We start from the raw sequence: 25,384 nt of genomic DNA, 5'->3' as shown, positions 1-25,384 counted from the left end.
CCGCCGCGCGGTACGCGCGGCCCGGCCCAACACTTTGGGGGGCGTCTCGTCAGAGACGCATCCCAAGGGGGCGGGAGCCTTCCCTAGCGATCATCCCCGCCGGGGCCGATATCGTCCAGATAATCCTCATCAATCGCCGCCTGCACCGCGCCGGTCACGGCTTCACGCTGCTTCGGCGTCAGATCCTCGGGTTCTTTGCCTTCGGCCAGCCGCACGGTGACTTCGCGATGAGCAAACTTGATCCCTTCGCGTGCGAATAGCTCGCGGATATCTTGATAGACTCTCTTGCGCACCAGCCACTGGTCACCGGGTTTGGTCATGAACTTGACCCGGATGATCATCGCGGAATCCTGCATCTCAATCACGCCCTGCGATTTCAACGGCTGGATAAAGTTGTCGCCGATCACGGGGTCGCTCAGCAATTGCTGACCCAGCTTCTTGATCAGCTTGCGCACCTTTTCAACATCGGTGTCATAGGTCACACGCAACGGCAATTTCATGATCACCCAATCGCGGGAATAGTTGGTCAGCACCTTGATCTCACCAAAGGGAATAGTGTTCAGCGCGCCCAGATGGTGACGCAACTGGAATGAACGAACCGAGATTTTTTCAACCGTCCCCTTCACATCCCCGATGTCGATGTATTCTCCTTTACGAAAGGCATCATCCATCAGGAAGAACGCCCCCGAAAAGATATCGCGCACCAGCGTTTGCGAGCCGAACCCAACAGCCAGACCTACCACCCCGGCACCGGCAAACAGCGGGCTGACATTAATCCCCAACTCCATCAACACGATCAAAACGATGGTAACGACGACAACGGCCAGGATCGCCCCACGGAACAGGGGCAGCAGGGTCGCCAGACGGCTTTGCCCGCCTTCGCCGCCTTCATCGCCCAACTCGGCCTCTTCGCCGCCATCATCGGTTTCTTCAGCAATTTTCGAGTCGATCCAGATGCGGAAGAAGTGGAAGAGAATATAGCCGATGAACAGGATGACCATCACATCCAGCGCACGCTCGACCGGCAAGTCCTCGCTCCAGCTGGCTTCGGGGTTCCAGATCACCACCAACGCATAAAGCCCGACCACAAAGGCCAAAATCCCTGCCACGCGACGGGCCAAATCCTCATATGTCAGGATCGAATGTTGGCGCAGTTCCGCCTCGGGTGTCTCGACGGCTTCATCATCCTCTTCCGTGGCCGCCGCATTCATGTCTTCCATTTGGCGGTTACGGTCAAAGTAACGCTCCAGCAGGTAATTCATTGCTCCGTAGGCCACGACCACAGACATGAAAATCAAATAGCTGCTGGCCACGATCGGCAGAGAATTCTCATTCTCAAGCACCAGATCCACCGCCAGCTTGAACCAGCTGAATACGATATAGACAACCAGCACAGGCGCCCACGCGAATGAGATGAACCGCAAAATCCACGACACTTGGTCCGGTGCGCGCCCGCCGCGAATGGCATTCGAAATGGCGCGCGCATTGAACATGATCATCAACAAATTACCCAGCGCGCCCAACATGGTCAGGCCACCATAGACCAAGGCATAGACATTGTAGTTCAACCCAAAATCCGCCACCCAAGTGGCGAACAACACAACCGAGATGTCGTAGGTCGCCAGCGCCGACGCCCAGAAATACAGCCGCTTTGCGTCTCGATCTGAGAAGGGCGGCAAACGGTATTGGCTCAGATAAGGGGACAGAACCATCCGCCACAGGTCGGATATCGTGCGCGACAGGAAAAACGCCGTAAAGATCGCAGTGACCGTAAACTGAATCGAGATATCTTCGGCTTCACCAAAGAACAGGTACCCCACGATCAGCGCCATCAGCATCGCAAAGATCGTGCCTCCGATCCCCATGAAAAACCGGAACACCAAAAACGGCATTTTCTCCCGATAGCCCTGCGGGTTTTCCTTGGACCGTGCCACAACCAGCTTTTTGGCCATGCGCTTGCCGTAAATCTCGGTGGACAGCCAGCGCCCCAGCAGCAGAAACAGAATGTTCCACGCCAGAACCTCGACATAGGTCTGAATGCGGCCATCCGGGCTGGTCTGCCGCAGGACGTACTGAACTTCGAAAATAGAATAGGGCAAAGCCTCTAGGCGCGATTCCATGGACTCGCGGAACTTTGAGAACCTTTCCTGCGCTTTCATCAGTTGCGATCCGTCGCCCATCGGCCCATGCGCGTCCTCGGCCGAGGCATCAGCACCTGGCCGACCGCCCGAAGACACAACCTGCCCCGCGCTGTCGATGACAATTATGCTGGCGCCGGCCTCGGTTGCCGCCTTGATCGCGGCAGCCAGATCACCATCGGTCCCAGTTTCGGCCTCAGACTCTGAGGTATATCCGGGGATCAAAGGGACTTGCGCCGATGCCTCTGTGACGAAGGCCGCAGCAAACGCCCACAGGATCAGAGCCATTCCAGCAATTAGTCTGAGTTTCATCAATTTTTCTGTCCAAGTCGTATGTTGCATCGCAGGTTACAGAAGCGCCTGAGCGTATTCAAATATTCAGCGTTTCACGGCTCAAGTTCGTGTCATTTCGTGTTTCGGCTGCAATGCAGGCGACAAGAGTGTTTGCAACCTTGGAAAAACTGAATATGACCGACCCAGTAGTATGAGTGGAATGGCAAGATCAACGCAGGGTGTAACGGGGAAAAACGCCCCAATACCATCTGTACTTTGGCTGTTGCCATTTCGCCATGTTTGACGAATTTGCACAATCTCGGCACCCCCTTTGGCAAGCGGCGTCAAAGAATATACGGTAACGGAGTTTAACGCGCGGATTTGCACCCAGGGACACGACAGGCGAAGGCATGAGCCTAGGAATACAAAACAACATCACCGGCCGTGCGCCGCGCATACTGTTCTACAGCCACGATACATTTGGATTGGGGCATCTGCGCCGGTCGCGCGCCCTTGCCGCAGCTATCACGCAAGCCAACCCGCAAGCGTCAGCCCTGATCCTGACCGGGTCACCCGTGGCAGGTCGGTTCACCTTTCCGCGCCGGGTCGACCACGTGCGCCTGCCAGGTGTGACCAAACGTGCCGATGGCTCGTATGCAGCGCGCACCATTGGCATGGGGATCGAAGAGGTAACCGAACTGCGTGCAGGTCTGATCCAGACTGCCGTCCAGCAATTCGACCCCGATATGCTGATCGTCGACAAGGAACCCACCGGTTTTCGTGGGGAGTTGCTGCCGACACTGGAACATCTGTTGCATTCGCAACGCACCAAGCTGGTTCTTGGCCTGCGCGACGTGCTGGACGAACCCGAAGTTCTGGCCGCCGAGTGGGAGCGGAAAGAGGCCCTTGCCGCGACCGAGCGCTTCTATCACGAAATCTGGGTTTACGGTCTGCGCTCGATCTATGATCCGACCAAAGGGCTGCCGCTTAGCCACGCGGCGCAATCGCGCACGCATTGGACCGGTTACCTGCGGCGGGATCTTGGCCCTGTAGGCGAGCCACCTGAACAACCCTACATCCTGATCACGCCAGGTGGCGGTGGCGACGGTAAGGCGATGGTGAACCAGGTTCTCTCCGCTTACGAAAAAGACCCTACCCTGTCGCCGCGTGCAGTGCTGGTTTACGGCCCCTTTCTTTCCGGTGAGTTGCGTGAAGAATTCGAGACCCGCGTTGCCGCGTTGAATGGCCGGGTGACCGCCGTGGGGTTCGAATCCCAGATCGAAACGCTTTTTGCGGGGGCCGCCGGGGTGGTCTGTATGGGCGGTTACAATACTTTCTGCGAAGTTCTGTCCTTTGACAAACGTGCCGTCATCGTGCCTCGCACGACGCCACGACTAGAACAGTGGATTCGCGCCTCGCGCGCAGAAGGGCTGGGCCTTGTGCGGATGCTGGACGAAAACCGCGACGGGCTGACAGCGGATGCGATGATCGAGGCGATCCGCGACCTGCCGCACCAACCCCTGCCATCGCAGACCATTCAGGACGGGCTGCTGGACGGGTTGGATTATGTCATCGACCGCGTTGACGCGTTGCTAGGCCAGGAACAGGAACGGGCCATCGGATGACCACAGCCCAGCCGAAACTGGCGGTGCTGGTCAAAGGGTGGCCGCGCCTGTCCGAGACGTTCATTGCCCAGGAACTTGTCGCCCTGCAAGAGGCCGGGCACAGCTTTGACATCTGGTCTTTGCGCCATCCGACCGACGTAAAACGGCACCCGCTGCACGACCGTTTTCAGGGTCAGGTGCATTACCTGCCAGAATACCTTTACGAAGAACCACAGCGTGTCTGGGCTGCGCGACAGACTGCGCAAGCCCTGCCGGGCTATGCCGAGGCCTACCGGGTCTGGCGCGCCGATCTGCGCCGTGATCCGACCCACAACCGCATACGGCGTTTTGGTCAGGCCTGCGTTCTGGCCGCCGAATTACCCGACGTGACACAAGTGATGTATGCGCATTTCATGCACACCCCATCCTCGGTCGCGCGCTACGCCGCCATCATGCGTGGCCTGCCGTGGAGTTTTTCTGCCCACGCCAAGGACATCTGGACATCTCCCGAGTGGGAAAAGATCGAAAAACTGCGCGCCGACACCCATGGAGCGGCTTTTGGTGCGACCTGCACGGCAATTGGGGCCGACCATCTACGCAGTTTGGCCGACGATCCCGCGCGGGTTGATCTGATCTATCACGGGCTGGATCTGAACCGTTTTCCATCTCCGCCGAACCGTACGCCACGCGCGCCGGACGGGCCATTTAACATGCTCTCGGTCGGTCGTCTGGTCGAGAAAAAGGGCTTTGACCGGCTGATCGAGGCATTTGCCATGCTGCCAGAAACGCTGGACTGGCACTGGACGCACATTGGCGGCGGAACACTTGGCAATACCTTGCGTTATCGGGCCGACGCCGCTGGCCTGTCGCAACGGATCACGTGGCAAGGCGCTTGTGATCAACCCGAAGTGATCGAAGCAATGCGCAGCGCAGACCTGTTTGTGCTTCCCAGCCGGATCGCCAGTGACGGAGACCGCGACGGGCTACCCAATGTTTTGATGGAGGCCGCATCACAGCTGTTGCCGATACTGTCGACGCCGGTATCGGCCATCCCCGAGTTTATTGAAACCGGCACCCACGGCGTCTTGTCCGACGATGATCCTGCCGCATTGGCCAGCGCCATCATCCATCTGGCCGCCGATCCGCAGCAAACTGCTTTGATGGCAAGTGCCGCCTATGATCGTTTGATCGCCGATTTCCGCATGGATCCCGGCATTGCCCGCCTGTCCAAACGACTGCGCGCATTGGGTTCGGACATAGGCTGATGGCACGAGTGGCCTATTACTCCCCGATGAAAGCGCCGGACAGCCCGGTGCCGTCGGGGGATCGCGAAATGGCCCGCAACCTGATGCAGGCGATCGCCGCGCAAGAGGATATGGTCGAACTGGCCTCGCGGCTGCGTACCTACGACAAAGCCGGGGACGCGCAGGTGCAGACCGCATTGCGCGCCAAGGCTGACGCCGAGGTGCAACGTCTGATCGCCGATCTTCCCGCGGACACCGCGCTTTGGGTGACCTATCACAACTATTACAAGGCCCCCGATCTGCTGGGCCCGCGTGTCTGCAAGGCGCGCAACATTCCCTACGTTCAGTTGGAAAGCACCCGCGCAACCAGCCGCCTGACAGGTCCCTGGGCCGGGTTTGCAAAAGCTGCACATGACGCCTGTGATGCAGCGCAGGTGATTTTCTACCACACCTCCAATGACCTGATCACTCTGGAACGGGAACGGTACGGGGATCAAAGCCTTGTGGAACTGCCCCCTTTCCTACCCCGGTCGGATTTGCCGCCCGCCTCGGGCTGTGAGGGGCCGATGCTGACCGTGGGCATGATGCGGCACGGTGACAAGCTGGCTTCTTACACTCTTCTAGCGCAGGCTCTGGCCTTACTGGACGGCGACTGGTCCTTGGATATTGCGGGTGATGGCCCAGCACGTCCCGAAGTCGAGGTGCTGATGGCGCCGTTCGGATCAAAGGTCCGGTTTCTGGGGCAATGTGACCGCGATGCTTTGCAGAAGCTGTACGGTGCGGCCTCGGTACTGGTTTGGCCGGGAGTGAACGAGGCCTATGGCATGATCTATCTTGAGGCGCAGGCCAGCGGTGTGCCTGTTGTAGCGCAGGACCGGCCCGGCGTGCGGGATGTGCTGTCCCCGTCGGACTATCCTTCGGTCGACGCTGGCCCCGAAGGATTGGCCGCACGGCTGCGCACCTTGCTGGATGACCTTTCTTTGCGCCTGTCACTGGGGGCCAAAGCCCGCGCGCGCGTGGCCGAACGTCACCTGATGCCCGCAGCAACCGACCGGTTCTGGCAGGCAACACGACCCTTGATGGAGGTTCGATCATGACCCGGCTAGCACTGCTTCGGCACGGTCACACCCATTGGAACCGCGCGGGCCGCATTCAGGGACGCAGTGATATACCGCTGGACGAAGATGCGCAGGCAGAGCTATCCGCTATGCAACTGCCCGCGCCATGGAAGGACGCGGACCTCTGGTCCAGCCCCCTGCTGCGGGCCAGCGAAACCGCCCGTCTGGTCGCGGGACGCGAGCCGCAGACTTCGGACGCGCTGACCGAGATGAACTGGGGTGATTGGGAAGGGTTACACGGGGTCGACCTGATTGCCGACCCCGACAGCGGATACCGCCATATCGAAGACTGGAGCTGGGATTTTCGCCCGCCAAACGGTGAAAGCCCAGCTGAGGTCTGGGCCCGTCTGCAGCCCTGGCTGAACGCGTTGTCGGGCGATACGGTTGCCGTCTGCCACATCGGTATTATGCGGGTCATTCTGGCGCGGGCCTGGGGATGGGATTTCAATGGCCCCGCCCCCTTTAAAATCAAACGCAACCGCATGTATATCGTCGATATGTCGACACTACGTCCCCAGCCCGAACCCGTCCGCCTGATCAGACCAGAGGCATCACAATGAAGGTGATGATTGTTGTCACGCACTTGTTGGGCACCGGGCATCTGAGCCGGGCGCTGACTTTGGGCCGGGCTTTCGTACGGGCCGGGCACGAGACCTTTGTTGTCTCAGGTGGAATGCCGGCACCACAGCTAGACAGCGCGGGCATGACCCTGTTGGGGCTTCCACCGCTGCGTTCGGACGGCACGGATTTCACCCGGCTTTTGACCCAAAGCGATGAAGTGGCCGATGCCGCCTATCTGACATCGCGCGAAACCGCATTGGTCGCAGCCGTGCAGAGTTTCGCACCTGATGTGCTGATCACCGAGCTTTTTCCCTTTGGTCGCCGGTCACTTGCGGCCGAGTTCAATGCCGCCTTGGTGGCCGCCAGGAACTTACCGCGACGGCCGGTCGTTCTGGGCTCGATCCGCGATATTCTGGCCCCGCCATCGAAGGCATCAAAGGCGGAACGCACGGAAGAGATCGTGTGCCAGTATTACGACGGTATCCTCGTCCATTCAGATCAAAGCGTTGTTCCGCTGGAGGTGAGCTGGCCGGTGACCGATCGATTGCGCTCGCGGTTGTTCTATACCGGTTTTGTTGCGCCCGAGGCGCCTGTGCCGCATCCTGACGCGGTGGGCGATGGCGAAATATTGGTCAGCGCCGGTGGCGGATCTGTGGGCCAGCCGATCTTTCGCGCGGCCATCGAGGCCGCCCAAAAGATACCCAACAGGCGCTGGCGCCTGTTGGTGGGCGGGCAGGACGCAAGGGCACGTATTGATCAACTGTCACAACTCGTGGGCGATGCCCAAGTGACGCTGGAACCGGTGCGCCCGGACTTCCGGCAAATGCTGCCCCATGCGGCGGCCTCAGTCAGTATGTGCGGCTACAACACGGCGCTGGATATTTTGCAATCGGGAACGCCTGCGGTTTTTATCCCGTTCGACGACGGCAAAGAGGTTGAGCAGGGTTTGCGTGGTCAGAGCCTCTCGGACCTGTCGGCCATCGATGTGTTGCCTAGCAAATCCCTTAATGGGGATTCATTAGCACGGGCCGTTGCGTCGGTCATGTCAGATGGCCCACGCCCGGTTTCAGCGCAGGGCTTTGACGGGGCCGCAAGATCGGTCGAGATTGCCGTGAACTTGCGGGAGCAAACAAGATGATGGACTGGCGCCCTTTGGAGGCGGAGTTGGACATCTGGCAGGCGCAGGGCTTGTCGCTGCCGCTGTGGTGGCGGGATGATGACGCCATATCAAGGACACCGCAGCTTGAAAGGCTGTCAGAGCTGTCACGGTCGCTTGGCCTGTCCGTTCATCTGGCGATCATTCCTCGTGATGCCGATGCCGGGCTGGGCGATTACGTCACGCAGCAGCAGTGGCTGATTCCTGTAGTGCATGGCTGGGCTCATCAAAACCACGCACCGCCTGACGAGAAGAAATCCGAATTCGGGTTGCACCGCCCGCTTGAGGCCATAATCGTCGACGCGCAATCCGGGCTGGAGCGCCTGCGTACTTTGTTCGGAGACAGGCTGTGTCCGATGTTTGTACCGCCCTGGAACCGCATCGCGCCCGAGGTGGTGCAGGAATTACCTGATCTTGGGTATCGCATCGTCTCGACAGCGACACCGCGCAAGACGCGGGAACCTGTCCCAAGGCTGGAGCAGATCAACACCCATCTGGACCCGATTGACTGGCGCGGAACGCGCGGGTTGGTGGCGGCGGACAAGTTGATCATTCAGACAGCAGACCTTTTACGCGACCGGCGTGAAGGACGCGCCGACATTACCGAACCTTTTGGCGTCTTGACCCACCATCTGGTCCATGTTCAGGAGATCTGGACCTTTACCCAAGAGCTGCTGAGCCGACTTCTGGACGGCCCCGGTTTTGCCTGGGCAGGCCCCACAATACCAACCGGAGAACCCGAATGAGCCGACTGGATTCCATGCTACGCCGCCTGACCGCGCAACGCGACGGGTTGAATTGGGCGGTCGCGCAGATCAGCGACATGGACGGCGATGTTCTGGACATGGGGCTGGGCAACGGTCGCACCTATGACCATTTGCGGGAAATTCTGCCAGATCGGCGGATCTGGGTCATGGACCGGGTGCTGCAATGCCATCCGTCCAGCACCCCTCCGGCCGAGGACTTTCTGCAGGGCGAAGCGGAGCCCATGCTTGAAAAGCTTGGTATCGACGGGCCAAAGATCGCGCTGGCCCATTATGATTTTGGACGTGGCATCAAAGAAGACGATGTTGCCGAAGCAGCGCGTCTTAGCCCGCTAATTGCGCGGGTAATGCGGCCCGGCGGGTTGCTGATATCGGGGCAACCTCTAACCGGGTTCGAAGAGATCAAAGGTCCGGATACCATCGCGCCGGGCCGGTATCTGTTCTACCGCGCCTGATCAAGCCACGCGCCGTCCACGAGACCACACCCCGTTCAGCGCTGGGGCGCCATGGTGAAGACAGAATCGGATGATATCTGCGCGCGCGCCGCTGCGCAGTTCTCCGCGGTCGTCCAAACCAACAACCTGTGCTGGCGTCCGCGTCACCGTTCGCAGGCCACGGGCCATATTGCCCCATATCTCCCCCAGACGTGTAGCCGACAACAGCAACGCGGCGGGAACATAATCTGAGGAGAGAATGTCGAGATGGCCCAGATCGGCGAGTTCCTGAGCGGCCACATTGCCGGAATGCGACCCGCCCCGGATCAGATTAGGCGCCCCCATCATCACCTTTATCCCGTGTTCGCTGCAGGCGCGTGCGGCCTCGACGGTGGTGGGAAACTCGGCCAGCCGGATGCCGTGTCCTGCCGAGACTCGCACCTGTTCCGGGGTGGTGTCATCATGGCTGGCCAGCATGGCCCCAAACCGCTTGGCGGCCTTGACGGTTTCGACCTCGTGCTTGTCTCCGTTGCGCTTTCGCATTGCCTTGAGGTCCGCGACATGGCGCTGAAACCCTTCGCCCTCCAACCCCAGCTTTCCTTTCAGGTAAATCTCAAGTTTCGACATATCTTGAAACTGACGTTGGCCAGGTGTGTGATCCATCAACGAAACCAGCCCAACCCTATCTTCGGGGCCGAACTCGTTTAACTCCTCGACCAGGGTCTCTGAACACACCTCGGCCCGAAGATGCAGAAAATGGCTGATCTTCAACACGTCTTGTTCCCGTAGTTGCCACAGTTCACGAGACAGTTCGCGGGCGTATCGTCGGTAACGCTGGCCGCTGGGGATTGACCCGACGCGTATCGCATCGAAGACAGTGGTGATCCCGGTGCTGGCCAGCTCGGCATCATGGGCCAAGATGGCCGCCGCATGCGGCCAGTCGACCTTGGGGCGCGGTTGGATATGGCGTTCCAGATTGTCGGTGTGCAGCTCGACCAGACCGGGGCTGACATAGTCACCTTCGCAATCAATCGCGCCCGGGGGAACCGTGCGGCCGGTGGCGATCTCGGCAATCGATTCACCTACGATACGGACGCTGCCGGTGATCGTCTCATCGGCAAGAACAAGCATGGCATTGGCAAGGATCATTTCTTCTGTCATCTGAACTTCACACGGTCTGAACAAGTGGAAAGGCTGCGCACAGGAGGCCAACGTGACATTCACGCGATACGCGATCTATTTTATGCCCCCGGCGCGGGCGGAATGGACGAAATTCGCCACCAGCTGGCTGGGCTGGGATATGGAGGTCGGAACGCCCATTGCCCACCTGGTGATAAACGGTGTGGACGTTGCAGCCGTGACCGAGGTGCCGCGCAAATACGGGCTGCATGCGACGATGAAGCCCCCGTTTCGCCTGCGGTATGGGCAGTCGGTTGAAGCGTTGCACGACGCCTGCGCGCGGCTTGCGGCCACGCAGGCCCCGGTCGCCCTGGGCGGGCTGCAGATCGCCCGATTGGGTCGGTTTCTGGCTTTGCGTCCGATGGGGGATGAGGTCGCTCTGAACGCGCTGGCTGCCGCCTGTGTGCGTGATCTGGACAGCTTTCGTGCCCCGCCATCGGAGGCCGAACTGCACCGCCGCCGCGCCCATGGCCTGAACGCCCGGCAAGAGGCTAACCTGGTGCAATGGGGTTATCCGCATGTGATGGAGTCTTTCCGCTTTCACATCACCCTCAGCGGTAAATTGGACAAACCCACGTTGTCGACAGTTGAGCGCGCGCTGCAATCGCACCTTGTTCCCCTGCTGCCCGCGCCCTTTCAAATCAATGATCTGGCTTTGGTGGGCGAGGCAAGGGATGGGCGGTTTCACCTGATCCATCGCTACGTCCTTTCCGGCTGAAGCTGATCGAGAATGGCTTCAACCGTAGCCTCCAGCGGCCCGGAGTTGTCAATCTCGATCACCCGTTTCAGCCCCTCGGGCAAAGGCACTTTGGCACACGCCAACCTTCGTGTCTGCTCAGGTGCGCTCTCACGTCCGCGCATCAACAGGCGTTGCGCCAATACTTCAGGGTCAGCGGTCAGAGAGATCACGATCAGATCGCCAAACACCTCTTGGGCCTGCAACAAGACGGATCGGGACAGGTTCACCAATACGGCATCTGCCCTTTGCCGCTGTTGTTCAATGGTGCGGGGCACGCCGTAGAACAATCCATGCGCGGACCAGTGTAGCGCAAAGGCATCCCGCGCAACCATCTGATGAAACTCTTCAACAGACACTCGGTCGAAATCCTCACCCTCTTCGCCCTCGGGTCGCGTGATCACGCGGCGCGTCAAACAAATACCGATCGCACGTGCCACCAACGCCTGCATCACGCTGTCCTTGCCGACGCCTGACGGGCCCACGACGGCTATGACAGTGGCAAGGCTCATGCGGCCATTCCAGGTGCAAAGTCGGACAGGTCGAACTGGCGATCACAGACGCGCTTGCGTGCGTCGACATCGTGGAAAATGCCGACAATTGCCGCGCCGCGTGCCTTGGCCTGGGTGATCAGCGCCAGAACCGTCTCGCGGTTCTTTGCATCCAGTGAGGCCGTGGGCTCATCCAGCAACAACGCCGGATAGTCATGCACAAAGCCTCGCGCGATATTCACCCGCTGCTGTTCACCGCCGGAAAATGTCGTAGGGCTTAGGGTCCACAAGCGTTCGGGAATGTTCAGCCGCACCAGCAGATTAGCTGCTTTGTCCAGAGCCACTTGCCGGTCAAATCCGATGGCCAACAGTGGTTCGGCCACAACCTCAAGCGTTGGCACTCGTGGGACGACACGCAGGAATTGGCTGACGTATCCCAGCGTTTCGCGGCGCAGGTTCAAAATCTCACGCGGTTCAGCCTGAGCTACGTCGAGCCCACCAACCAGAACCTGACCGGATGCCGCGAGATAGTTGCCATAGATCACCCGCATCAAAGTCGACTTGCCCACCCCCGACACCCCGGTCAAAGCAACACACTCGCCAGGCATGACTTTCAGCGAAGCGCCTTCCATCACCGGGATCACGGCACCGTTCTGATTGTGCAGGGTAAAGCTTTTGCTGACACCTTTAAGTTCGATCATCGCCTTCCCTTTCACACTTGTAGTACGCTTGAAACCAAAAGCTGCGTATAAGCGTGCTGCGGATCGTCCAATACCTGATCGGTCAACCCGGCCTCAACCACGTGGCCGTCCTTCATCACCATCAACCGATCCGCCAGCAGCCGCACCACGGCCAGATCATGGGTGACAATTATGGCGCTCAGCCCCATCTCGCGCACCAGCCCCCGCAGCAAGTCCAGCAAGCGCGCCTGAACCGAGACATCCAGCCCACCGGTCGGTTCATCCATGAACACCAGCCGAGGCCCCGTCACCAGGTTGCGCGCGATCTGCAAGCGCTGCTGCATCCCACCGGAAAACGCGGTGGGGCGGTCATCAATGCGGTCTGTGTCAATCTCGACTCGCCCCAACCAATCCATGGCATCGCCTCGGATCGACCCATAGTGGCGGTTACCCAAGGCCATCAGCCGTTCGCCTATGTTCCCCCCCGCGCTGACCGACATGCGCAAACCGTCACTTGCATGCTGATGGACAAAGGCCCAATCCGTTCGCCCCAGCATCCGGCGTTCGGGTTCCGACATGGTCACTGTGTCCATCGGACCATCCGTGCGCGTGTCAAAGATCACCTGCCCCGTGTCCGGCTCCAGATAACCTGCCAGACAGTTCAGCAATGTTGTCTTGCCTGAGCCGCTTTCGCCAACAACCCCCATAACCTCACCCGGATAGAGATCAAAACTGACGCCAGTACATCCAATCCGCGCGCCATATGTCTTGGTGATGTCCTGAACGCTCAGCAGGGGTGTCATGCTTGTCACCTCGGGTCGTACGCAAATTCGATCCGGTTGCCGCCGGGTTCCCGGATCATGAAATGGATTTTCGGACCCGCGCCGGATGGCTCTGGCGCGAATTCGACCTTAACCCCTGGCCAGTCCTTGATGGCATCGAATACGGTGTTCAGCGCGGCCTCGTCCGGCACTTTGAATGCCACGTGATGCAGACCCACATTTGCGTGCCGATCGAACCCGCGCCGGTTGTCACCCTTCTGCTGCCACAGTGTCAGCACGGCGGCACCGTTGCTGATAAAAGCCGAGGGGTATTCCGGCTTGCCGCCCACCACGTCCCAGCCTAACCCGTCGACAAAGAACCCTTTCGAGGCGTCCAGATCAGCGACGGTCAGGCCAAGGTGATCTATTCCCAATACATTCTGCCGTATCATATCTCGCCTTCCTTGCTTAATCGCCCTTGGCTCCCCCGCGCGCGTCGCGTGCGGCAGTAATCCGTGTCGGAACAGACAAACATCCGGTTGCCTGCATCATCCATGATTACCTCGTCCAGATAACTGTCCTCTGCCCCGCACAGGTCGCAGGCATGATCGGCCTTGGTGGGTTCGAACGGGTAATCTTCGAAATCCAGGCTCACCACTTTGGTATGCGGCGGCAGCGCATAGATGCGTTGTTCCCGCCCAGCCCCGAACAGCTGGATCGCGTCCATTTCCAGCTTCGGGTTGTCGAATTTCGGGATCGGCGACGGATCCATCACATAACGCCCCGAGACCTTTACCGGATAGGCATATGCGGTCGAGATCACCCCGTGTTGGCTAATATCCTCGTACAATTTCACATGCATCAGGCCATAGTCCTCGAGACTGTGCATCTTGCGGGTCTCGGTCTCGCGCGGTTCGAGAAAACGCAGGGGTTCAGGGATCGGTACCTGATACACAAGGATCTGATCCTCGGTCAGTTTTACTTCGGGGATGCGATGGCGTGTCTGGATAACAGTTGCCTTCGCGGTTTCCTCGGTTGTCGCCACCCCTGCGGTGTTTTCAAAGAACTTGCGGATCGAGACGGCGTTGGTGGTGTCATCGGCCCCCTGGTCAATCACTTTGAGCGTATCGTCCGGCGTCAATGTTGCAGCCGATACCTGCACGCCGCCCGTTCCCCAGCCATAGGGCATGGGCATCTCACGGCTGGCAAAAGGTACCTGATATCCCGGAACAGCCAGAGCCTTGAGGATAGCTCGGCGGATCATCCGCTTGGTCTGCTCGTCCAAATATGCAAAGTTGTACTCATTCATTTTGAAGTATCACTTTGTGTTTTGGTATTTTTATGGACGTTTTTGTATGTGGAGCGGTCTTTTTGGCCATTATGTTTTATCTCATCCTGCATATCCGCCATTCCAGACGGCGACGAGAATCGATGCTGCGGGACAAGGCCGGTATTTGGAAAGCAATCGGTGCCCTTGACCTTGGCGATCACAGGGTGAAGGACACGGAGTAGGAGCAATAAACCGCTTATCCGCTGTGCGTTGGTTGGGCTCATTCGGCTGCCTCCTGCGGTGTAGTCCTCGCCTCGGCGTCGCGCCGCAGCTTGCGGACCAATTCCAGTTCGGACTGAAAATCCACGTAATGCGGCAGCTTGATATGTTCGAGGAACCCGGTCGCTTGAATGTTGTCCGCATGGCTCAGGACAAATTCCTCGTCCTGCGCAGGGGCACCTAGATTGTCTTCTCCCAATTCCTGCCAGCGCAACGCGCGGTCGACCAAAGCCATGGCGATTGATTTGCGTTCCGACTGGCCAAAGACCAGACCATAACCGCGTGTGAACTGGGGTGGTTCGGTCTTGGAGCCCTTGAACTGGTTCACCGTCTCGCATTCGGTCAATTCCACCTCGCCGATTTCGATGGCAAAGCCCAACTCGGGAATATCTATCTCGACCGCGACTTTGCCGATGCGCAATTCGCCGACAAAGGCGTGGTTGCGGGCGTAACCGCGCTGGGTTGAATAGGCCATGCCCAACACAAACCCCTCATCCCCGCGGGCCAGCGATTGCAAGCGCAGGGGGCGTCCGGCCGGAAACTCCATCGGTTGCCGAGTCAGATCAGCCGGAGCGTCGTCACTTGCGGGTTCATCTTGAATGATATCCTCATCCTTCAGAAAGTCGGCGATATGCGGAACCGGGTCTGTGCGTGGCTGACCTTTGGGTGAGGGCGGAACCTCGCCCTCGGCGGCCAGTTTGAAATCCAGCAAACGATGTGTGTAATCAAAGGTCGGACCCAGCACCTGTCCGCCCGGCGCATCCTTGAACGTGGCCGAGATTCGGCGGTCGCAGGCCATACGGTCTGTTTCAACCGGGTTGGTATACCCGAACCGGGGCAAGGTGGTGCGATAGGCACGGATCAGGAAAATCGCCTCGATCAAATCGCCGCGCGCTTGCTTGATGGCTAGAGCAGCAAGATCGGGGTCGAACAAAGACCCTTCGGCCATTACCCGGTTTACCGCAAGGCTCAGCTGTTCACGGATCTGCGCGATGCTGAGTTCAGCAACATCGGTCGCCCCGCGCCGTTCCTCGGCCAGCCAGGCATGGGCGTTTTCGATGGCCTTCTCACCGCCTTTTACAGCCACATACATCGACTAACCCTCTGCCTTGATCTGCGTGCTCCGCGGCAACGCTGCGACTTTGTCACCGCAGGAGAAGAAAAAATCACATCCCAATGGATACAGCGCCGCATTGGCCCGAAGCGTCGGAATATCCGGTAGTGACAGAAGGGCGACGCCCTTGATCCCCGGCCCCGTCAGCGTTGCCCCTGCTTGATTTAGGTCGTCACATTCCACGATCAGCGTCGCTGAACGGTCAGGATACTCAGGCGTTCCAATGCGGAACTGCCCCAAGGGCATCAGCGCTTGCCACGTTCCGATTGCGAAGTCAGCCTGGTCCGCTGTCACAAGCGGCGCACCGGTGTGAAAGGTCAACCATTGCCGCACTGCATCCGTATCAACGTCACCCGCCAAAAACACACTGGTTTCCGGGTCGCAAAGCGTCAGCAGCAGTGTTCCCGCCGCCACGGACAAGGGCGCGGGTGGGTGAGTGCCGATGATCCGGCGGATCTCACCCGGGCGCGCCATGACCGTCATCGCGGCACGAAAAGCATGGGCCGCTTCAATTGGTGCGTTCTGGAACCCGCCTGAAAATTGGTTTTGCACGGTCATCAGTCTTCACCTCGTACCATCGTAAAAAACTCGACCTTGGTGGCCGCGGCCTTGGCGGCGCGGGTTGTTTTGGCTGTCTGCATCTGTTGACCAAGCGGAGCGATCACCCGCGCACGAACGTCTCCGGCGGCGTCGGTTTGCATCAACGCATCAACCAGCGCCGCTATTTCCGCTTTTCGCTTGGAACGTCCCTGCACATAGCCATGACCAATTGTTCCGTCCTGCAACGCGAGCGAACAGCGCGTGATCGTCATTTCACCCAGATTAAATGGCGCGCCTGTGCCGCCGGTCCGTCCGCGCACCATCACACCTCCTACTTCGGGGTGACGGAGCCATTGAAAGCTCGGAGGCGCGCCGATTTCATCCAACAACGCAATCAGTTCTTCTTCTGGAGCGCAGGCCAGCAAACCCATCCATTCCTGACGCACAGCATTCGCGGTTTTTGTTTTATCGGTCATCAACCCCCCTTGGCCAGGTTGTCTACATGAACTATACAACTAGACAAATATTACACCCCTCGCGGAGAACCCGCAATCCGCGCACCCGTGAAAGTTTGGTGACATGAATAAAACGCCTGTCTGGAAAAGCATTGCGCTCAGCCTGACCTCGGACATAGCCGAGGGGCGATACAATACCGGTGACCGGTTGCCGACCGAGGCGCAATTGGCGGCGCAACATGGTGTCAATCGGCATACGGTACGGCGCGCGCTGTCGGACATGGCCGAACAAGGTCTGGTCCGCCCACGGCGCGGGTCAGGCGTTTTTGTGGCCTCGCGCCCGACCGATTATCCAATTGGCAAACGGGTGAGATACCACAAAAGCATATCGGCCAGCGGTAAGATGCCGGGCAAGACGATCCTGTCGTTGACCACCCGCGCGGCAGATGAAACCGAAGCCGAAGCTCTGCAGCTTACCCCCGGAGACACGGTTCACGTGTATGACGGCCTGTCTCTGGCCGATGGCCAGCCCATCGGCCTATTTCAGAGCGTCTTTCCGGCTGATCGTCTGCCCGACATCCTGACTGCACTGCAAGACACGCGATCCGTGACCAAGGCACTGCAACGCTGTGGCGTCGCAGACTACACCCGTGTGTCTACCCGCCTGACCGCGCGGGCTGCCACGGCGACACAGGGTTTGCATCTGCAACTGTCGCAAGGCGCTCCGGTGCTGTTTTCGACGGGGATCAATGCCGATCTAAACGGCGTGCCGGTCGAATACGGGCGCACGGTTTTTGCAGGAGAGCGGGTTACCCTGACCCTGAATAATGATTGAGCACCGGAGGCTCTCGCCCGTCTTCGACCTCCTTGCGGAGGCCTCATCCCGTTGGGCGTAGCGCTGCGCGTGGCGCCGGGCCCAAAGCCGCCAAGGGGTATCGGCACAGCCGATGCGCCTGCGAGTGCGGGAGTGGTTCCGCCCTTAGACATGACTGCTCCTATAATGCTCAAGCACTCCTGCAACGCGGTGAAAGTTTTGTAACGTTGGGCAAACCGCGGGGGCTACCCTTTGCAATGCAGCGCAGGTATACGCGACCGCGACTCTTCAGCTGACACGAGGCCACCATGAGCTTTGACCGCACCATCAAGATCGCCCCGTCGATCCTATCCGCCGATTTCGCCAATTTCGGGCAAGAGATTCAGGCGATCGAGGCCCAGGGCGCGGATTGGGTCCATGTCGATGTTATGGACGGCCATTTCGTCCCGAACCTGACCTTTGGCCCACCCGCCGTCAAAGCATTCCGCCCGCACGTTAAAACGGTGATGGATGTCCACCTGATGATCGCGCCGGTTGATCCTTATATTCAAGCTTATGCCGATGCAGGTGCCGATATCCTTACAGCGCATGTCGAGGCCGGTCCGCACACCCACCGTACGATGCAAGCCATTCGTGCAGCCGGGATGAAGGCAGGGGTTGCGCTGAATCCCGGCACGCCAGCCGAAGCCGTCGAACATCTTCTGGACCTGACCGATTTGATCTGCGTCATGACCGTGAACCCCGGATTCGGTGGTCAGAAGTTCATCGACATGACCAGCAAGGTCCGCAAACTGCGTCAGATGATCGGTGACCGCCCCGTGCATATCGAGATCGACGGCGGTGTTGACCCGAAAACAGCCCCGTTGGTTGCAGCCGCAGGCGCTGATGTTCTGGTCGCAGGATCAGCTGTCTTCAAGGGTGGATCAGTTGAAAGCCCCGGTGTCTATGGCGACAATATTCGCGCCGTACGGGCTGCCGCAGAATCCGCGGTTTAGGCCATCTGTAATCTGGCGGTTTGCAGAAACCGCGAAATCTCGAGCCCAAGGCTGGCTTCGATTGAAATTGCCAGATCTGGCTGATTTTGCAGTTCCGCAGTCAGATCGGACATGTTCCATTCGATCACCCGTGACGGTTTAAGGGCTGTCACGGTCACCGGCGCGGTAAAGCCCTGATCTTTGGCCAGAAAGGCTGTCCCACCAAGGAACCGGCCTTCGCCTAGCGTGTCTACGCGGTCTCCGCTCATCTCAACACCGATTTCCCCATCCACGATAAGGGATAGGCTGTGTACCGGGCTACCTTGCGTTAACAGATTGGTTCCAACCGGAACTGTTTTTGCAACTCCCATTCTCAGCAGGTCATATGCGTCCCGCTCCGAGAAATTGCGCAAAGCGATTTCATAGAGGTGTCTTTGAATATCGGTAAATGGCACCGGGCGTCGTTCCAGCAACAAACGCACAATCCAAAAGATGTTGATACCGGTGAAAAACAGGTTCCACCCGATTGGGGCCCACAGCGGCGCGGGTTGCAGATAGTAATAGGGCAGCAGGATCATCGCGCCAATCACCGACAGAACACGCAGCCAGAAAATATCCCTGACCGAATAAGATATCAGGTAAAAGACATTCGCCGCATTTACCAAAAGGTCCAAACCCACCATGCCCTACCTCATCAGTTTTGCGCGCTGACCGGGGCCAGGCGCGCTTTACAGGTGCATGTTGAGTTTAGCAGTCGCTGTTAGGTGGGCTAGAGCGTTGACTCCGGCCTATTACTTTTTCACCCGGAATCTTTCAGGTTTCTCTGAAAGACAAGTTATGTGGCTTACTTTCTGCTGCGGACGTGGCAGGTGCGATCTGGTGCCCGTCTCAGGATCATCGGCGCTTAGGATTGCGGCTTGCATGTCGCCCAGATCGGTGCTGTGCAGGATACGCGTGCTGTAGTGTACGAACGGAAGTCCAAACATGATTTACCCCAAGCTCTGATTTTCTGACACCAACCCTTGCGAGACTCGCGCCGTTTGCTTCGAGTGCAAACATGGGGTCACTTCCTTGCGTTGAGGTGGAGGTAAAATTAAACCGCCAAAACGACCGCAGATCTTGCCACGAAAATAGCAATTGCCAAGCAGGTCATCTTGTGACCATGAACAGCCGCATCAAACATCTAAATGAGAATGCCCCATGATTGAACGCATCGACACCGGCGAACGGTCCTCGAAAATCGTAAAGCACAACGGCGTGGCCTACCTGACCGGACAAGTCGCCGAGGGTGACACTATTCAGGAACAAGTCCGAATTTGCCTCGAAAAAATCGATGCCCTGCTCGTACAAGCCGGGTCATCACGTGAGAAAATGCTACGTGTAACGATCTGGCTGGCCGATATGAAAGATTTTGCCGGATTGAACGAGGTCTGGAATGCCTGGGTTCCCAAAGGTCACGCACCGGCCCGCGCCTGCGGGGAAGCCAAGCTGGCACGCCCCGAACTGAAAGTGGAATTTATCGTGGATGCTGCTTACGATTAAGCCTTCGGCAAAGGCAGTTTGCGCGCTTTAGCGTACATCCAAGCAAAAAGGGCGCCCCAAGGGACGCCCTTTCTTTGAGTATTGGCTTAAGCGCCTTACTCGATGATTTTCGACACAACGCCGGCGCCGACGGTGCGGCCGCCTTCGCGGATGGCGAAACGCAGGCCGTTTTCCATCGCGATCGGGGCGATCAGCTCAACCTCGAACGACACGTTGTCGCCGGGCATGACCATCTCGGTGCCTTCGGCCAGGGTCACGGTGCCGGTCACGTCCGTTGTACGGAAGTAGAACTGCGGACGGTAGTTCGCGAAGAACGGAGTGTGACGACCGCCTTCTTCCTTGGTCAGGATATAGGCTTCGGCTTCGAACTTGGTGTGCGGTGTAACCGAACCCGGCTTACACAGAACCTGACCACGCTCAACGCCGTCACGGTCAACACCACGCAGCAGAGCGCCGATGTTGTCGCCCGCTTCACCGCGGTCCAGCAGCTTGCGGAACATTTCAACACCGGTGCAGGTGGTTTTGCTGGTGTCGCGGATGCCGACGATTTCGATCTCGTCGCCAACATTGATCACGCCACGCTCAACACGACCGGTCACAACGGTACCACGGCCCGAGATCGAGAACACGTCTTCGATCGGCATCAGGAACGGCTGGTCAACAGCACGCTCAGGGGTGTCGATGTAGTCATCAACAGCCGCCATCAGTTCCTTGATCTTCTCTTCGCCGATTTCCGGGTTGTTGCCTTCCATCGCGGCCAGAGCCGAACCTGCGATGATCGGAATATCGTCGCCGGGGTAGTCATACGAAGACAGCAGCTCGCGGATTTCCATTTCCACCAGTTCCAGCAGCTCTTCGTCGTCAACCTGGTCAACTTTGTTCATGAACACGACCATCTTCGGGATGCCAACCTGGCGGCCCAGCAGGATGTGCTCGCGGGTCTGCGGCATCGGGCCGTCAGCAGCGTTCACAACCAGGATCGCGCCATCCATCTGGGCAGCACCGGTGATCATGTTCTTGACGTAGTCGGCGTGGCCGGGGCAGTCGACGTGTGCATAGTGGCGGTTGTCGGTCTCGTATTCCACGTGGGCGGTCGAGATGGTGATGCCACGAGCCTTCTCTTCAGGCGCGCCGTCGATTTGGTCATACGCTTTGAAGTCACCGAAATACTTGGTGATTGCTGCGGTCAGCGTGGTTTTACCGTGGTCAACGTGCCCAATCGTGCCGATGTTGACGTGCGGTTTTGTACGCTCAAACTTTTCCTTTGCCATTCCTCAGGCGCCCTTTTGCGATTTGGGGGACCCTTGGTCCCGTGGTTACATCTGCGCGCGCGAGATATTTGGTTCAAAGGGGAAAATCAAGCACATCCTGCGTGAAAAGCAGGTTAAGATGCCGGATTTTGCGTAACAACACCGGATTCGAGCGGTTGGATCAGGTCTGGACGACGATCAAACCAGCCATTGTCTTTGTGTTCCTCGGCCAACCATTCCTCGACACGGTCCGCGACCTTCAATGCAAGCCCGCTCATCTGCTCTTCTTTGGTCCGTTCGTGGCCAGAGCCCTTCAAAGCACTGCCGCCGGTCGTGTCCTCGAGAACCTGGAACTGCTTGCCCTTGGCAAGGAACTCTTTTTTGTTCACGTCATAGACGTTGACCAGGACAATGGCCGTGCTTTTCGGATTATAGATGACCGGGATACCCGGAGGCGCAAGCATATAGCCTTCGAGGCTGATACCGATGTCGTATTCCTGTACGCCTTCATAGCGACCCAGCCGAATATCAACTGCGTTCTGAATAGCAGCGGTCCATTCATCCGGTGTGGCATCGCGGCTGACCGGCCCCTGCACCGCCTTGTCAGCAAAGGCATAATTGACCCGCAACTTGAATTCGCCCAGCGATTCCGGCTCTTCATAAAGCTGCGTTTGCGTGCAGGCGCCCATAAGGGCCAATCCGGTGATCAAAGTCAGAATGCGCAGCATAGGTTCATCTCGATAGGCCTGTTTTTCTTTGGTCTAGCGCACCGATACGGCCTGTGCCAAGCCGTATCAGCGAAATTCTACCTGCGCCCAGCGCATATTCACGAGAATTTATAGTCACGCGGGAAACCATAGGGTGGCTTTTTCCCAACACTGGCGCGCTTGGCGAGCCATTGGGACATATCCGCCTCGTGCCGGGTTTTATCCCCACCCATCGACCACTTGAGACCCTCTTCCCAGTTGAAGGTGGTCAGGTCGGACAAGCCGCCATCCAACTCAAGTGTGCCCTGCCGTCCACGCGCCATGTTGTATTTCTGCAGACGCACGCCTTTGCCGCGGGTCATCTCGGGCAATTCTTCGGTTGGGAAGACCAGGAACTTACCGTTCTGAGACACCACCGCCACGTGATCGCCATCGATAGGCTTACAGATCATTGCGGTTTCTTCGCCTTTGACGTTCAGCACCTGTTTACCGTTGCGGGTCTGGGCCAGCACCTCATCCTCGGGCACCATGAACCCGTTACCCGCATCCGAGGCCACAAGCAGCTTGCGCCCGGGTTTATGGATCAGGATGTCGATGATCTGCGCCTCGTTCGGTAGATCGACCATCAGACGCAGCGGCTCGCCCATGCCCCGCCCGCCGGGCAGGTTGGCGGCGCTGACCGTGTAAAACCGCCCGTTCGAGGCAAACACCAGCAGCCGGTCCGTCGTTTCCGCGTGGAAGATGAAACGCGGGCCGTCGCCATCCTTGAATTTCAACTCTCGCTTCAGGTCGATATGCCCGGTCATGGCGCGAATCCAGCCCATCTGAGAGCAGACGACCGTGATCGGTTCCTTATCGATCATCGCCTCAAGGGGAACCTCTTCAACCTGTCCGGCTTCGGCAAACTGGGTACGGCGCGCGCCGCCTTCGTAATCTTTGCCAAAGGTCTTTCTGGTCTCTCTCAACTGCTCGGCGATCTTGGCCCATTGCAAGGCCGGATCGGCCAGCAAGTCCTCAAGATTGGCGCGCTCCATCATCAACGCGTCGCGCTCGCGCACCAGTTCCATCTCTTCCAGACGGCGCAAGCTGCGCAGACGCATGTTGAGGATCGCGTCGACCTGAACCTCGGACAGCTCGCCCTCACCCGGTTTGGGTGAGACATAGTCGGCCTCGCTAGTGGCACGAACATGATCGATCCCCCAGTCCTCGCGCATCAGCGCGGCTTTGGGGTCGTCGTCGTAGCGGATAATGTCGATCACACGGTCGAGGTTCAGGAAGGCAACGATAAAGCCTTCCAGCACTTCCAACCGATGGTCGATCTTCGCCATCCGGTGACGCGAGCGACGCAGCAACACCTCTTGCCGGTGATCCAGGAACGCGCGTAGCACTTCCTTCATCGAACAGACCTTGGGCGTCACGCCGTCGATCAGCACGTTCATGTTCAGGCTGAAACGCACCTCAAGATCCGAGTTGCGATACAGCATTCCCATCAACACCTCGGGGTCCACGTTCTTGGAACGTGGTTCAAGGATCAGGCGGATGTCGTCGGCGGATTCGTCGCGCACATCAGCGAGAATTGGAATTTTCTTGGTCTGGATAAGCTCGGCGATCTTTTCGATCAGCTTGGACTTCTGAACCTGATACGGAATCTCGGTGACAATGATCTGCCACTGGCCACGGCCCAGATCCTCAACCTCGAACTTACAGCGCAGACGGAAGGACCCGCGCCCGGTGCGATAGGCCTGCGCGATATTCTCAGGCGGCTCGACAATGACGCCACCGGTCGGGAAATCGGGGCCGGGCACATAGTTCAGCAGAGTGTCGTCGCGCGCGTCAGGTGTTTTGATAAGATGCAGGCAGGCGTCACACAGCTCGGCAATGTTATGCGGCGGAATGTTTGTCGCCATACCAACCGCGATGCCGCTGGAGCCATTTGCCAGCAGGTTTGGAAACTGCGCGGGCAGCACGACCGGTTCGGTCAGCGTGCCGTCATAGTTATCGCGGAAATCGACGGCGTCCTCGTTCAGACCCTCAAGCAGCGCCTCGGCGACGATGGTCATCCGTGCCTCGGTGTATCGCGAGGCCGCCGGGTTATCGCCGTCGATATTGCCGAAGTTCCCCTGCCCGTCGACCAGCGGGTAACGGACGTTGAAGTCCTGCGCCAGACGCGCCATCGCATCGTAAATCGCGGCGTCGCCGTGCGGGTGATAGTTGCCCATCACGTCGCCGGAAATCTTCGCAGACTTCCGGAAACCACCCGTCGCACTGAGTCGCAACTCGCGCATCGCATACAGGATTCGCCGGTGAACCGGCTTCAGCCCGTCGCGCGCATCAGGCAGCGCCCGGTGCATGATGGTGGACAAAGCATAGGTCAGATAGCGTTCGCCAATCGCGCGGCGTAGCGGTTCGGCTATCTCGCCCCCGTTGTCGGGGGCCTCCATGTTGGGGTCGTCGATCGTATCGGTCATACATGATGTGATACGCCGCAACCGCGCGCTGGTAAAGCGAGCAGCACGCATTTTACTGGGGACAAGTGGCGCTTTTTGCAACAGGGGGAGGCAACCCCCCGATTTCCCCCGTCTTTCGACTTGGACCCTGAAATATGCTACGCTGACTGGATTAGACTGCTGCCTATTTCTTGTATCTTACGATTGACCCTGGGGGATGCGCCATGACGCGCCTTGTTGTTTTTACTTTCGCTGCACTTGGTTGGTGCTTTTACGTAATGAGCGGCGGGCCGGATTTCGAACCGCGTGGCCTGCGTGCCGAGCAACCCGCTCGTATTGCAACCGCCCCGACGCAAACCATTGCTCCTGCCCAGGCCGAAGAGCTTGTGACCAATGTCGCAGTTCGTGCGCCAACTGCACGTGTGCAACCCAAGCCCGCCGTGGAAGAGGTGGTTGAATTTGTGGCCGATGATGCCACGCTGGGGTCTTTCTCAACCATTACGGTTTTCGCGGACCAAGACGCCAACATCACGCTTGCTTCGCTTGAGGACGGTGTCGCCGGGCTGCGCCAGATCACGGATGACGTGCAGGAAGATGTGGCCGAAACACCCGCCATCCCCGAGCCCGAAAAAGACATTCGCGAGATTTCGGGAACCCGCGTGAACATGCGCGACGGGCCGGGTACGATCTATCCGATTGTCGGCAAGGCCACCATCGGTCAGAAGGTCGAAGTACTAAGCGAATCCGGAACCGGCTGGCTGCGCTTGCGCGTGTTGCCTCAGCAACAGGTCGGATGGATTTCGGCCTCGCTGGTGCGAAAAATCGCGAACTGACGCAGCCGTGTCATTGTCCT

General features: G+C 58.8%; 27 protein-coding genes. 12 read left to right on the top strand and 15 right to left on the bottom strand.

All coding sequences use genetic code 11. The features are described from left to right. Window positions 1-83: 83 nt before the first annotated feature. On the bottom strand, window positions 84-2,450 hold the full coding sequence (locus ACR0AJ_RS14295) for a mechanosensitive ion channel domain-containing protein (protein WP_480649006.1): 2,367 nt from the start codon (window positions 2,448-2,450) through the stop codon (window positions 84-86). A 371-nt stretch (window positions 2,451-2,821) separates the two neighbouring features. Here ACR0AJ_RS14295 and ACR0AJ_RS14290 point away from each other — a divergent pair, with 371 nt between their 5' ends. The 7 genes from ACR0AJ_RS14290 to ACR0AJ_RS14260 are packed head-to-tail and all read left to right on the top strand — an operon-like array spanning window position 2,822 to window position 9,313. Next, window positions 2,822-4,036 (top strand): glycosyltransferase family protein, encoded by a 1,215-nt coding sequence (locus ACR0AJ_RS14290; protein WP_170351804.1) that lies wholly within the window; start codon window positions 2,822-2,824, stop codon window positions 4,034-4,036. Beyond that, window positions 4,033-5,280 (top strand): glycosyltransferase family 4 protein, encoded by a 1,248-nt coding sequence (locus tag ACR0AJ_RS14285; protein ID WP_480741151.1) that lies wholly within the window; start codon window positions 4,033-4,035, stop codon window positions 5,278-5,280. Before ACR0AJ_RS14290 ends, ACR0AJ_RS14285 begins: the two co-directional genes overlap by 4 nt. Further along, on the top strand, window positions 5,280-6,356 hold the full coding sequence (locus ACR0AJ_RS14280) for a glycosyltransferase family 4 protein (RefSeq protein WP_480649010.1): 1,077 nt from the start codon (window positions 5,280-5,282) through the stop codon (window positions 6,354-6,356). The genes ACR0AJ_RS14285 and ACR0AJ_RS14280 overlap by 1 nt, the downstream gene beginning before the upstream one ends. Beyond that, window positions 6,353-6,937, top strand: coding sequence for a histidine phosphatase family protein (locus tag ACR0AJ_RS14275; RefSeq protein ID WP_480649012.1), 585 nt, complete (start codon window positions 6,353-6,355; stop codon window positions 6,935-6,937). Before ACR0AJ_RS14280 ends, ACR0AJ_RS14275 begins: the two co-directional genes overlap by 4 nt. Continuing rightward, window positions 6,934-8,076, top strand: coding sequence for a glycosyltransferase family protein (locus ACR0AJ_RS14270; protein ID WP_480664293.1), 1,143 nt, complete (start codon window positions 6,934-6,936; stop codon window positions 8,074-8,076). Before ACR0AJ_RS14275 ends, ACR0AJ_RS14270 begins: the two co-directional genes overlap by 4 nt. Further along, window positions 8,073-8,840 carry a polysaccharide deacetylase family protein gene (locus ACR0AJ_RS14265; RefSeq protein WP_480664295.1) on the top strand — a complete coding sequence of 256 codons (768 nt, stop codon included), beginning with the start codon at window positions 8,073-8,075 and terminating at the stop codon, window positions 8,838-8,840. Before ACR0AJ_RS14270 ends, ACR0AJ_RS14265 begins: the two co-directional genes overlap by 4 nt. Beyond that, window positions 8,837-9,313 carry a class I SAM-dependent methyltransferase gene (locus tag ACR0AJ_RS14260; protein ID WP_480649018.1) on the top strand — a complete coding sequence of 159 codons (477 nt, stop codon included), beginning with the start codon at window positions 8,837-8,839 and terminating at the stop codon, window positions 9,311-9,313. The genes ACR0AJ_RS14265 and ACR0AJ_RS14260 overlap by 4 nt, the downstream gene beginning before the upstream one ends. Here ACR0AJ_RS14260 and ACR0AJ_RS14255 read toward each other — a convergent pair whose 3' ends face one another. Next, on the bottom strand, window positions 9,314-10,453 hold the full coding sequence (locus ACR0AJ_RS14255; protein ID WP_480649020.1) for an alpha-D-ribose 1-methylphosphonate 5-triphosphate diphosphatase: 1,140 nt from the start codon (window positions 10,451-10,453) through the stop codon (window positions 9,314-9,316). 52 nt (window positions 10,454-10,505) lie between these two features. On the opposite strand from ACR0AJ_RS14255, the gene ACR0AJ_RS14250 reads away from it, so the two are divergent. Continuing rightward, window positions 10,506-11,189 carry a DUF1045 domain-containing protein gene (locus tag ACR0AJ_RS14250; protein ID WP_170351812.1) on the top strand — a complete coding sequence of 228 codons (684 nt, stop codon included), beginning with the start codon at window positions 10,506-10,508 and terminating at the stop codon, window positions 11,187-11,189. Here the strand turns inward: ACR0AJ_RS14250 and phnN are convergent. From phnN to phnG, 9 genes are read right to left on the bottom strand one after another with little or no spacing between them, the layout of a single operon-like run. Continuing rightward, a complete protein-coding gene (phnN, locus tag ACR0AJ_RS14245; protein ID WP_170351813.1) occupies window positions 11,171-11,719 on the bottom strand; it encodes a phosphonate metabolism protein/1,5-bisphosphokinase (PRPP-forming) PhnN in 549 nt (182 codons plus the stop codon). The genes ACR0AJ_RS14250 and phnN overlap by 19 nt on opposite strands. Further along, window positions 11,716-12,399 (bottom strand): phosphonate C-P lyase system protein PhnL, encoded by a 684-nt coding sequence (phnL, locus tag ACR0AJ_RS14240; RefSeq protein ID WP_170351814.1) that lies wholly within the window; start codon window positions 12,397-12,399, stop codon window positions 11,716-11,718. Before phnL ends, phnN begins: the two co-directional genes overlap by 4 nt. A gap of 11 nt (window positions 12,400-12,410) precedes the next feature. After that, window positions 12,411-13,181, bottom strand: coding sequence for a phosphonate C-P lyase system protein PhnK (gene phnK, locus ACR0AJ_RS14235; protein ID WP_425081459.1), 771 nt, complete (start codon window positions 13,179-13,181; stop codon window positions 12,411-12,413). Window positions 13,182-13,186: 5 nt separating this feature from the next. Then, entirely contained in the window at window positions 13,187-13,591 is a 405-nt protein-coding gene (locus ACR0AJ_RS14230; protein ID WP_425081460.1) for a VOC family protein, read from the bottom strand. Continuing rightward, window positions 13,588-14,448: an alpha-D-ribose 1-methylphosphonate 5-phosphate C-P-lyase PhnJ gene (locus tag ACR0AJ_RS14225; protein ID WP_480741148.1), complete on the bottom strand. Its 861-nt coding sequence runs from the start codon at window positions 14,446-14,448 to the stop codon at window positions 13,588-13,590. Before ACR0AJ_RS14225 ends, ACR0AJ_RS14230 begins: the two co-directional genes overlap by 4 nt. Continuing rightward, the gene (locus ACR0AJ_RS14220; RefSeq protein ID WP_480649024.1) at window positions 14,445-14,693 is read right to left on the bottom strand and encodes a hypothetical protein; all 249 of its coding nucleotides are present in this window, start codon (window positions 14,691-14,693) and stop codon (window positions 14,445-14,447) included. Before ACR0AJ_RS14220 ends, ACR0AJ_RS14225 begins: the two co-directional genes overlap by 4 nt. After that, window positions 14,690-15,781, bottom strand: coding sequence for a carbon-phosphorus lyase complex subunit (locus ACR0AJ_RS14215; protein WP_480649026.1), 1,092 nt, complete (start codon window positions 15,779-15,781; stop codon window positions 14,690-14,692). The genes ACR0AJ_RS14220 and ACR0AJ_RS14215 overlap by 4 nt, the downstream gene beginning before the upstream one ends. Before the next feature lie 3 nt (window positions 15,782-15,784). Continuing rightward, complete coding sequence (phnH, locus tag ACR0AJ_RS14210) at window positions 15,785-16,360, bottom strand: phosphonate C-P lyase system protein PhnH (protein ID WP_480649028.1); 576 nt, start codon at window positions 16,358-16,360, stop codon at window positions 15,785-15,787. Then, window positions 16,360-16,818: a phosphonate C-P lyase system protein PhnG gene (gene phnG, locus ACR0AJ_RS14205; RefSeq protein ID WP_480741146.1), complete on the bottom strand. Its 459-nt coding sequence runs from the start codon at window positions 16,816-16,818 to the stop codon at window positions 16,360-16,362. Before phnG ends, phnH begins: the two co-directional genes overlap by 1 nt. 103 nt (window positions 16,819-16,921) lie before the next feature. Between phnG and phnF the strand changes: the two genes are divergently transcribed. Beyond that, entirely contained in the window at window positions 16,922-17,632 is a 711-nt protein-coding gene (phnF, locus tag ACR0AJ_RS14200) for a phosphonate metabolism transcriptional regulator PhnF (RefSeq protein ID WP_170351821.1), read from the top strand. Between the two features lie 287 nt (window positions 17,633-17,919). After that, window positions 17,920-18,606, top strand: coding sequence for a ribulose-phosphate 3-epimerase (gene rpe, locus ACR0AJ_RS14195; RefSeq protein WP_480741145.1), 687 nt, complete (start codon window positions 17,920-17,922; stop codon window positions 18,604-18,606). On the opposite strand, the gene ACR0AJ_RS14190 is transcribed toward rpe, so the two are convergent. Continuing rightward, window positions 18,603-19,268, bottom strand: coding sequence for a Crp/Fnr family transcriptional regulator (locus ACR0AJ_RS14190; protein ID WP_480649030.1), 666 nt, complete (start codon window positions 19,266-19,268; stop codon window positions 18,603-18,605). The genes rpe and ACR0AJ_RS14190 overlap by 4 nt on opposite strands. Window positions 19,269-19,785: 517 nt before the next feature. On the opposite strand from ACR0AJ_RS14190, the gene ACR0AJ_RS14185 reads away from it, so the two are divergent. Further along, entirely contained in the window at window positions 19,786-20,127 is a 342-nt protein-coding gene (locus ACR0AJ_RS14185; protein WP_170414024.1) for a RidA family protein, read from the top strand. 95 nt (window positions 20,128-20,222) lie between these two features. Here ACR0AJ_RS14185 and tuf read toward each other — a convergent pair whose 3' ends face one another. From tuf to ACR0AJ_RS14170, 3 genes are all read right to left on the bottom strand, one after another. Further along, the gene (gene tuf, locus ACR0AJ_RS14180) at window positions 20,223-21,398 is read right to left on the bottom strand and encodes an elongation factor Tu (RefSeq protein WP_480741143.1); all 1,176 of its coding nucleotides are present in this window, start codon (window positions 21,396-21,398) and stop codon (window positions 20,223-20,225) included. A 113-nt stretch (window positions 21,399-21,511) separates the two neighbouring features. Next, window positions 21,512-22,105 carry a hypothetical protein gene (locus tag ACR0AJ_RS14175; RefSeq protein ID WP_170360073.1) on the bottom strand — a complete coding sequence of 198 codons (594 nt, stop codon included), beginning with the start codon at window positions 22,103-22,105 and terminating at the stop codon, window positions 21,512-21,514. Between the two features lie 98 nt (window positions 22,106-22,203). Further along, window positions 22,204-24,552: a DNA topoisomerase IV subunit A gene (locus ACR0AJ_RS14170; protein ID WP_170377539.1), complete on the bottom strand. Its 2,349-nt coding sequence runs from the start codon at window positions 24,550-24,552 to the stop codon at window positions 22,204-22,206. A gap of 203 nt (window positions 24,553-24,755) precedes the next feature. On the opposite strand from ACR0AJ_RS14170, the gene ACR0AJ_RS14165 reads away from it, so the two are divergent. After that, window positions 24,756-25,364, top strand: coding sequence for an SH3 domain-containing protein (locus ACR0AJ_RS14165; RefSeq protein WP_254428538.1), 609 nt, complete (start codon window positions 24,756-24,758; stop codon window positions 25,362-25,364). Window positions 25,365-25,384: the final 20 nt, after the last annotated feature.

It is taken from the genome of Ruegeria sp. CJ9 (genome assembly GCF_056536625.1).
The sequence above is the reverse complement of the archived record's forward strand: the minus strand, read 5'-3'. Positions and strand labels throughout refer to the sequence as shown.

Bases quoted from the DNA above. Each gene is read 5' to 3' on its own strand.
- ACR0AJ_RS14295 (WP_480649006.1), bottom strand. From the start codon at position 2,450: ATGAAACTCAGACTAATTGCTGGAATGGCTCTGATCCTGTGGGCGTTT.
- ACR0AJ_RS14290 (WP_170351804.1), top strand. From the start codon at position 2,822: ATGAGCCTAGGAATACAAAACAACATCACCGGCCGTGCGCCGCGCATA.
- ACR0AJ_RS14285 (WP_480741151.1), top strand. From the start codon at position 4,033: ATGACCACAGCCCAGCCGAAACTGGCGGTGCTGGTCAAAGGGTGGCCG.
- ACR0AJ_RS14280 (WP_480649010.1), top strand. From the start codon at position 5,280: ATGGCACGAGTGGCCTATTACTCCCCGATGAAAGCGCCGGACAGCCCG.
- ACR0AJ_RS14275 (WP_480649012.1), top strand. From the start codon at position 6,353: ATGACCCGGCTAGCACTGCTTCGGCACGGTCACACCCATTGGAACCGC.
- ACR0AJ_RS14270 (WP_480664293.1), top strand. From the start codon at position 6,934: ATGAAGGTGATGATTGTTGTCACGCACTTGTTGGGCACCGGGCATCTG.
- ACR0AJ_RS14265 (WP_480664295.1), top strand. From the start codon at position 8,073: ATGATGGACTGGCGCCCTTTGGAGGCGGAGTTGGACATCTGGCAGGCG.
- ACR0AJ_RS14260 (WP_480649018.1), top strand. From the start codon at position 8,837: ATGAGCCGACTGGATTCCATGCTACGCCGCCTGACCGCGCAACGCGAC.
- ACR0AJ_RS14255 (WP_480649020.1), bottom strand. From the start codon at position 10,453: ATGACAGAAGAAATGATCCTTGCCAATGCCATGCTTGTTCTTGCCGAT.
- phnN (WP_170351813.1), bottom strand. From the start codon at position 11,719: ATGAGCCTTGCCACTGTCATAGCCGTCGTGGGCCCGTCAGGCGTCGGC.
- phnL (WP_170351814.1), bottom strand. From the start codon at position 12,399: ATGATCGAACTTAAAGGTGTCAGCAAAAGCTTTACCCTGCACAATCAG.
- phnK (WP_425081459.1), bottom strand. From the start codon at position 13,181: ATGACACCCCTGCTGAGCGTTCAGGACATCACCAAGACATATGGCGCG.
- ACR0AJ_RS14230 (WP_425081460.1), bottom strand. From the start codon at position 13,591: ATGATACGGCAGAATGTATTGGGAATAGATCACCTTGGCCTGACCGTC.
- ACR0AJ_RS14225 (WP_480741148.1), bottom strand. From the start codon at position 14,448: ATGAATGAGTACAACTTTGCATATTTGGACGAGCAGACCAAGCGGATG.
- ACR0AJ_RS14220 (WP_480649024.1), bottom strand. From the start codon at position 14,693: ATGAGCCCAACCAACGCACAGCGGATAAGCGGTTTATTGCTCCTACTC.
- ACR0AJ_RS14215 (WP_480649026.1), bottom strand. From the start codon at position 15,781: ATGTATGTGGCTGTAAAAGGCGGTGAGAAGGCCATCGAAAACGCCCAT.
- phnH (WP_480649028.1), bottom strand. From the start codon at position 16,360: ATGACCGTGCAAAACCAATTTTCAGGCGGGTTCCAGAACGCACCAATT.
- phnG (WP_480741146.1), bottom strand. From the start codon at position 16,818: ATGACCGATAAAACAAAAACCGCGAATGCTGTGCGTCAGGAATGGATG.
- phnF (WP_170351821.1), top strand. From the start codon at position 16,922: ATGAATAAAACGCCTGTCTGGAAAAGCATTGCGCTCAGCCTGACCTCG.
- rpe (WP_480741145.1), top strand. From the start codon at position 17,920: ATGAGCTTTGACCGCACCATCAAGATCGCCCCGTCGATCCTATCCGCC.
- ACR0AJ_RS14190 (WP_480649030.1), bottom strand. From the start codon at position 19,268: ATGGTGGGTTTGGACCTTTTGGTAAATGCGGCGAATGTCTTTTACCTG.
- ACR0AJ_RS14185 (WP_170414024.1), top strand. From the start codon at position 19,786: ATGATTGAACGCATCGACACCGGCGAACGGTCCTCGAAAATCGTAAAG.
- tuf (WP_480741143.1), bottom strand. From the start codon at position 21,398: ATGGCAAAGGAAAAGTTTGAGCGTACAAAACCGCACGTCAACATCGGC.
- ACR0AJ_RS14175 (WP_170360073.1), bottom strand. From the start codon at position 22,105: ATGCTGCGCATTCTGACTTTGATCACCGGATTGGCCCTTATGGGCGCC.
- ACR0AJ_RS14170 (WP_170377539.1), bottom strand. From the start codon at position 24,552: ATGACCGATACGATCGACGACCCCAACATGGAGGCCCCCGACAACGGG.
- ACR0AJ_RS14165 (WP_254428538.1), top strand. From the start codon at position 24,756: ATGACGCGCCTTGTTGTTTTTACTTTCGCTGCACTTGGTTGGTGCTTT.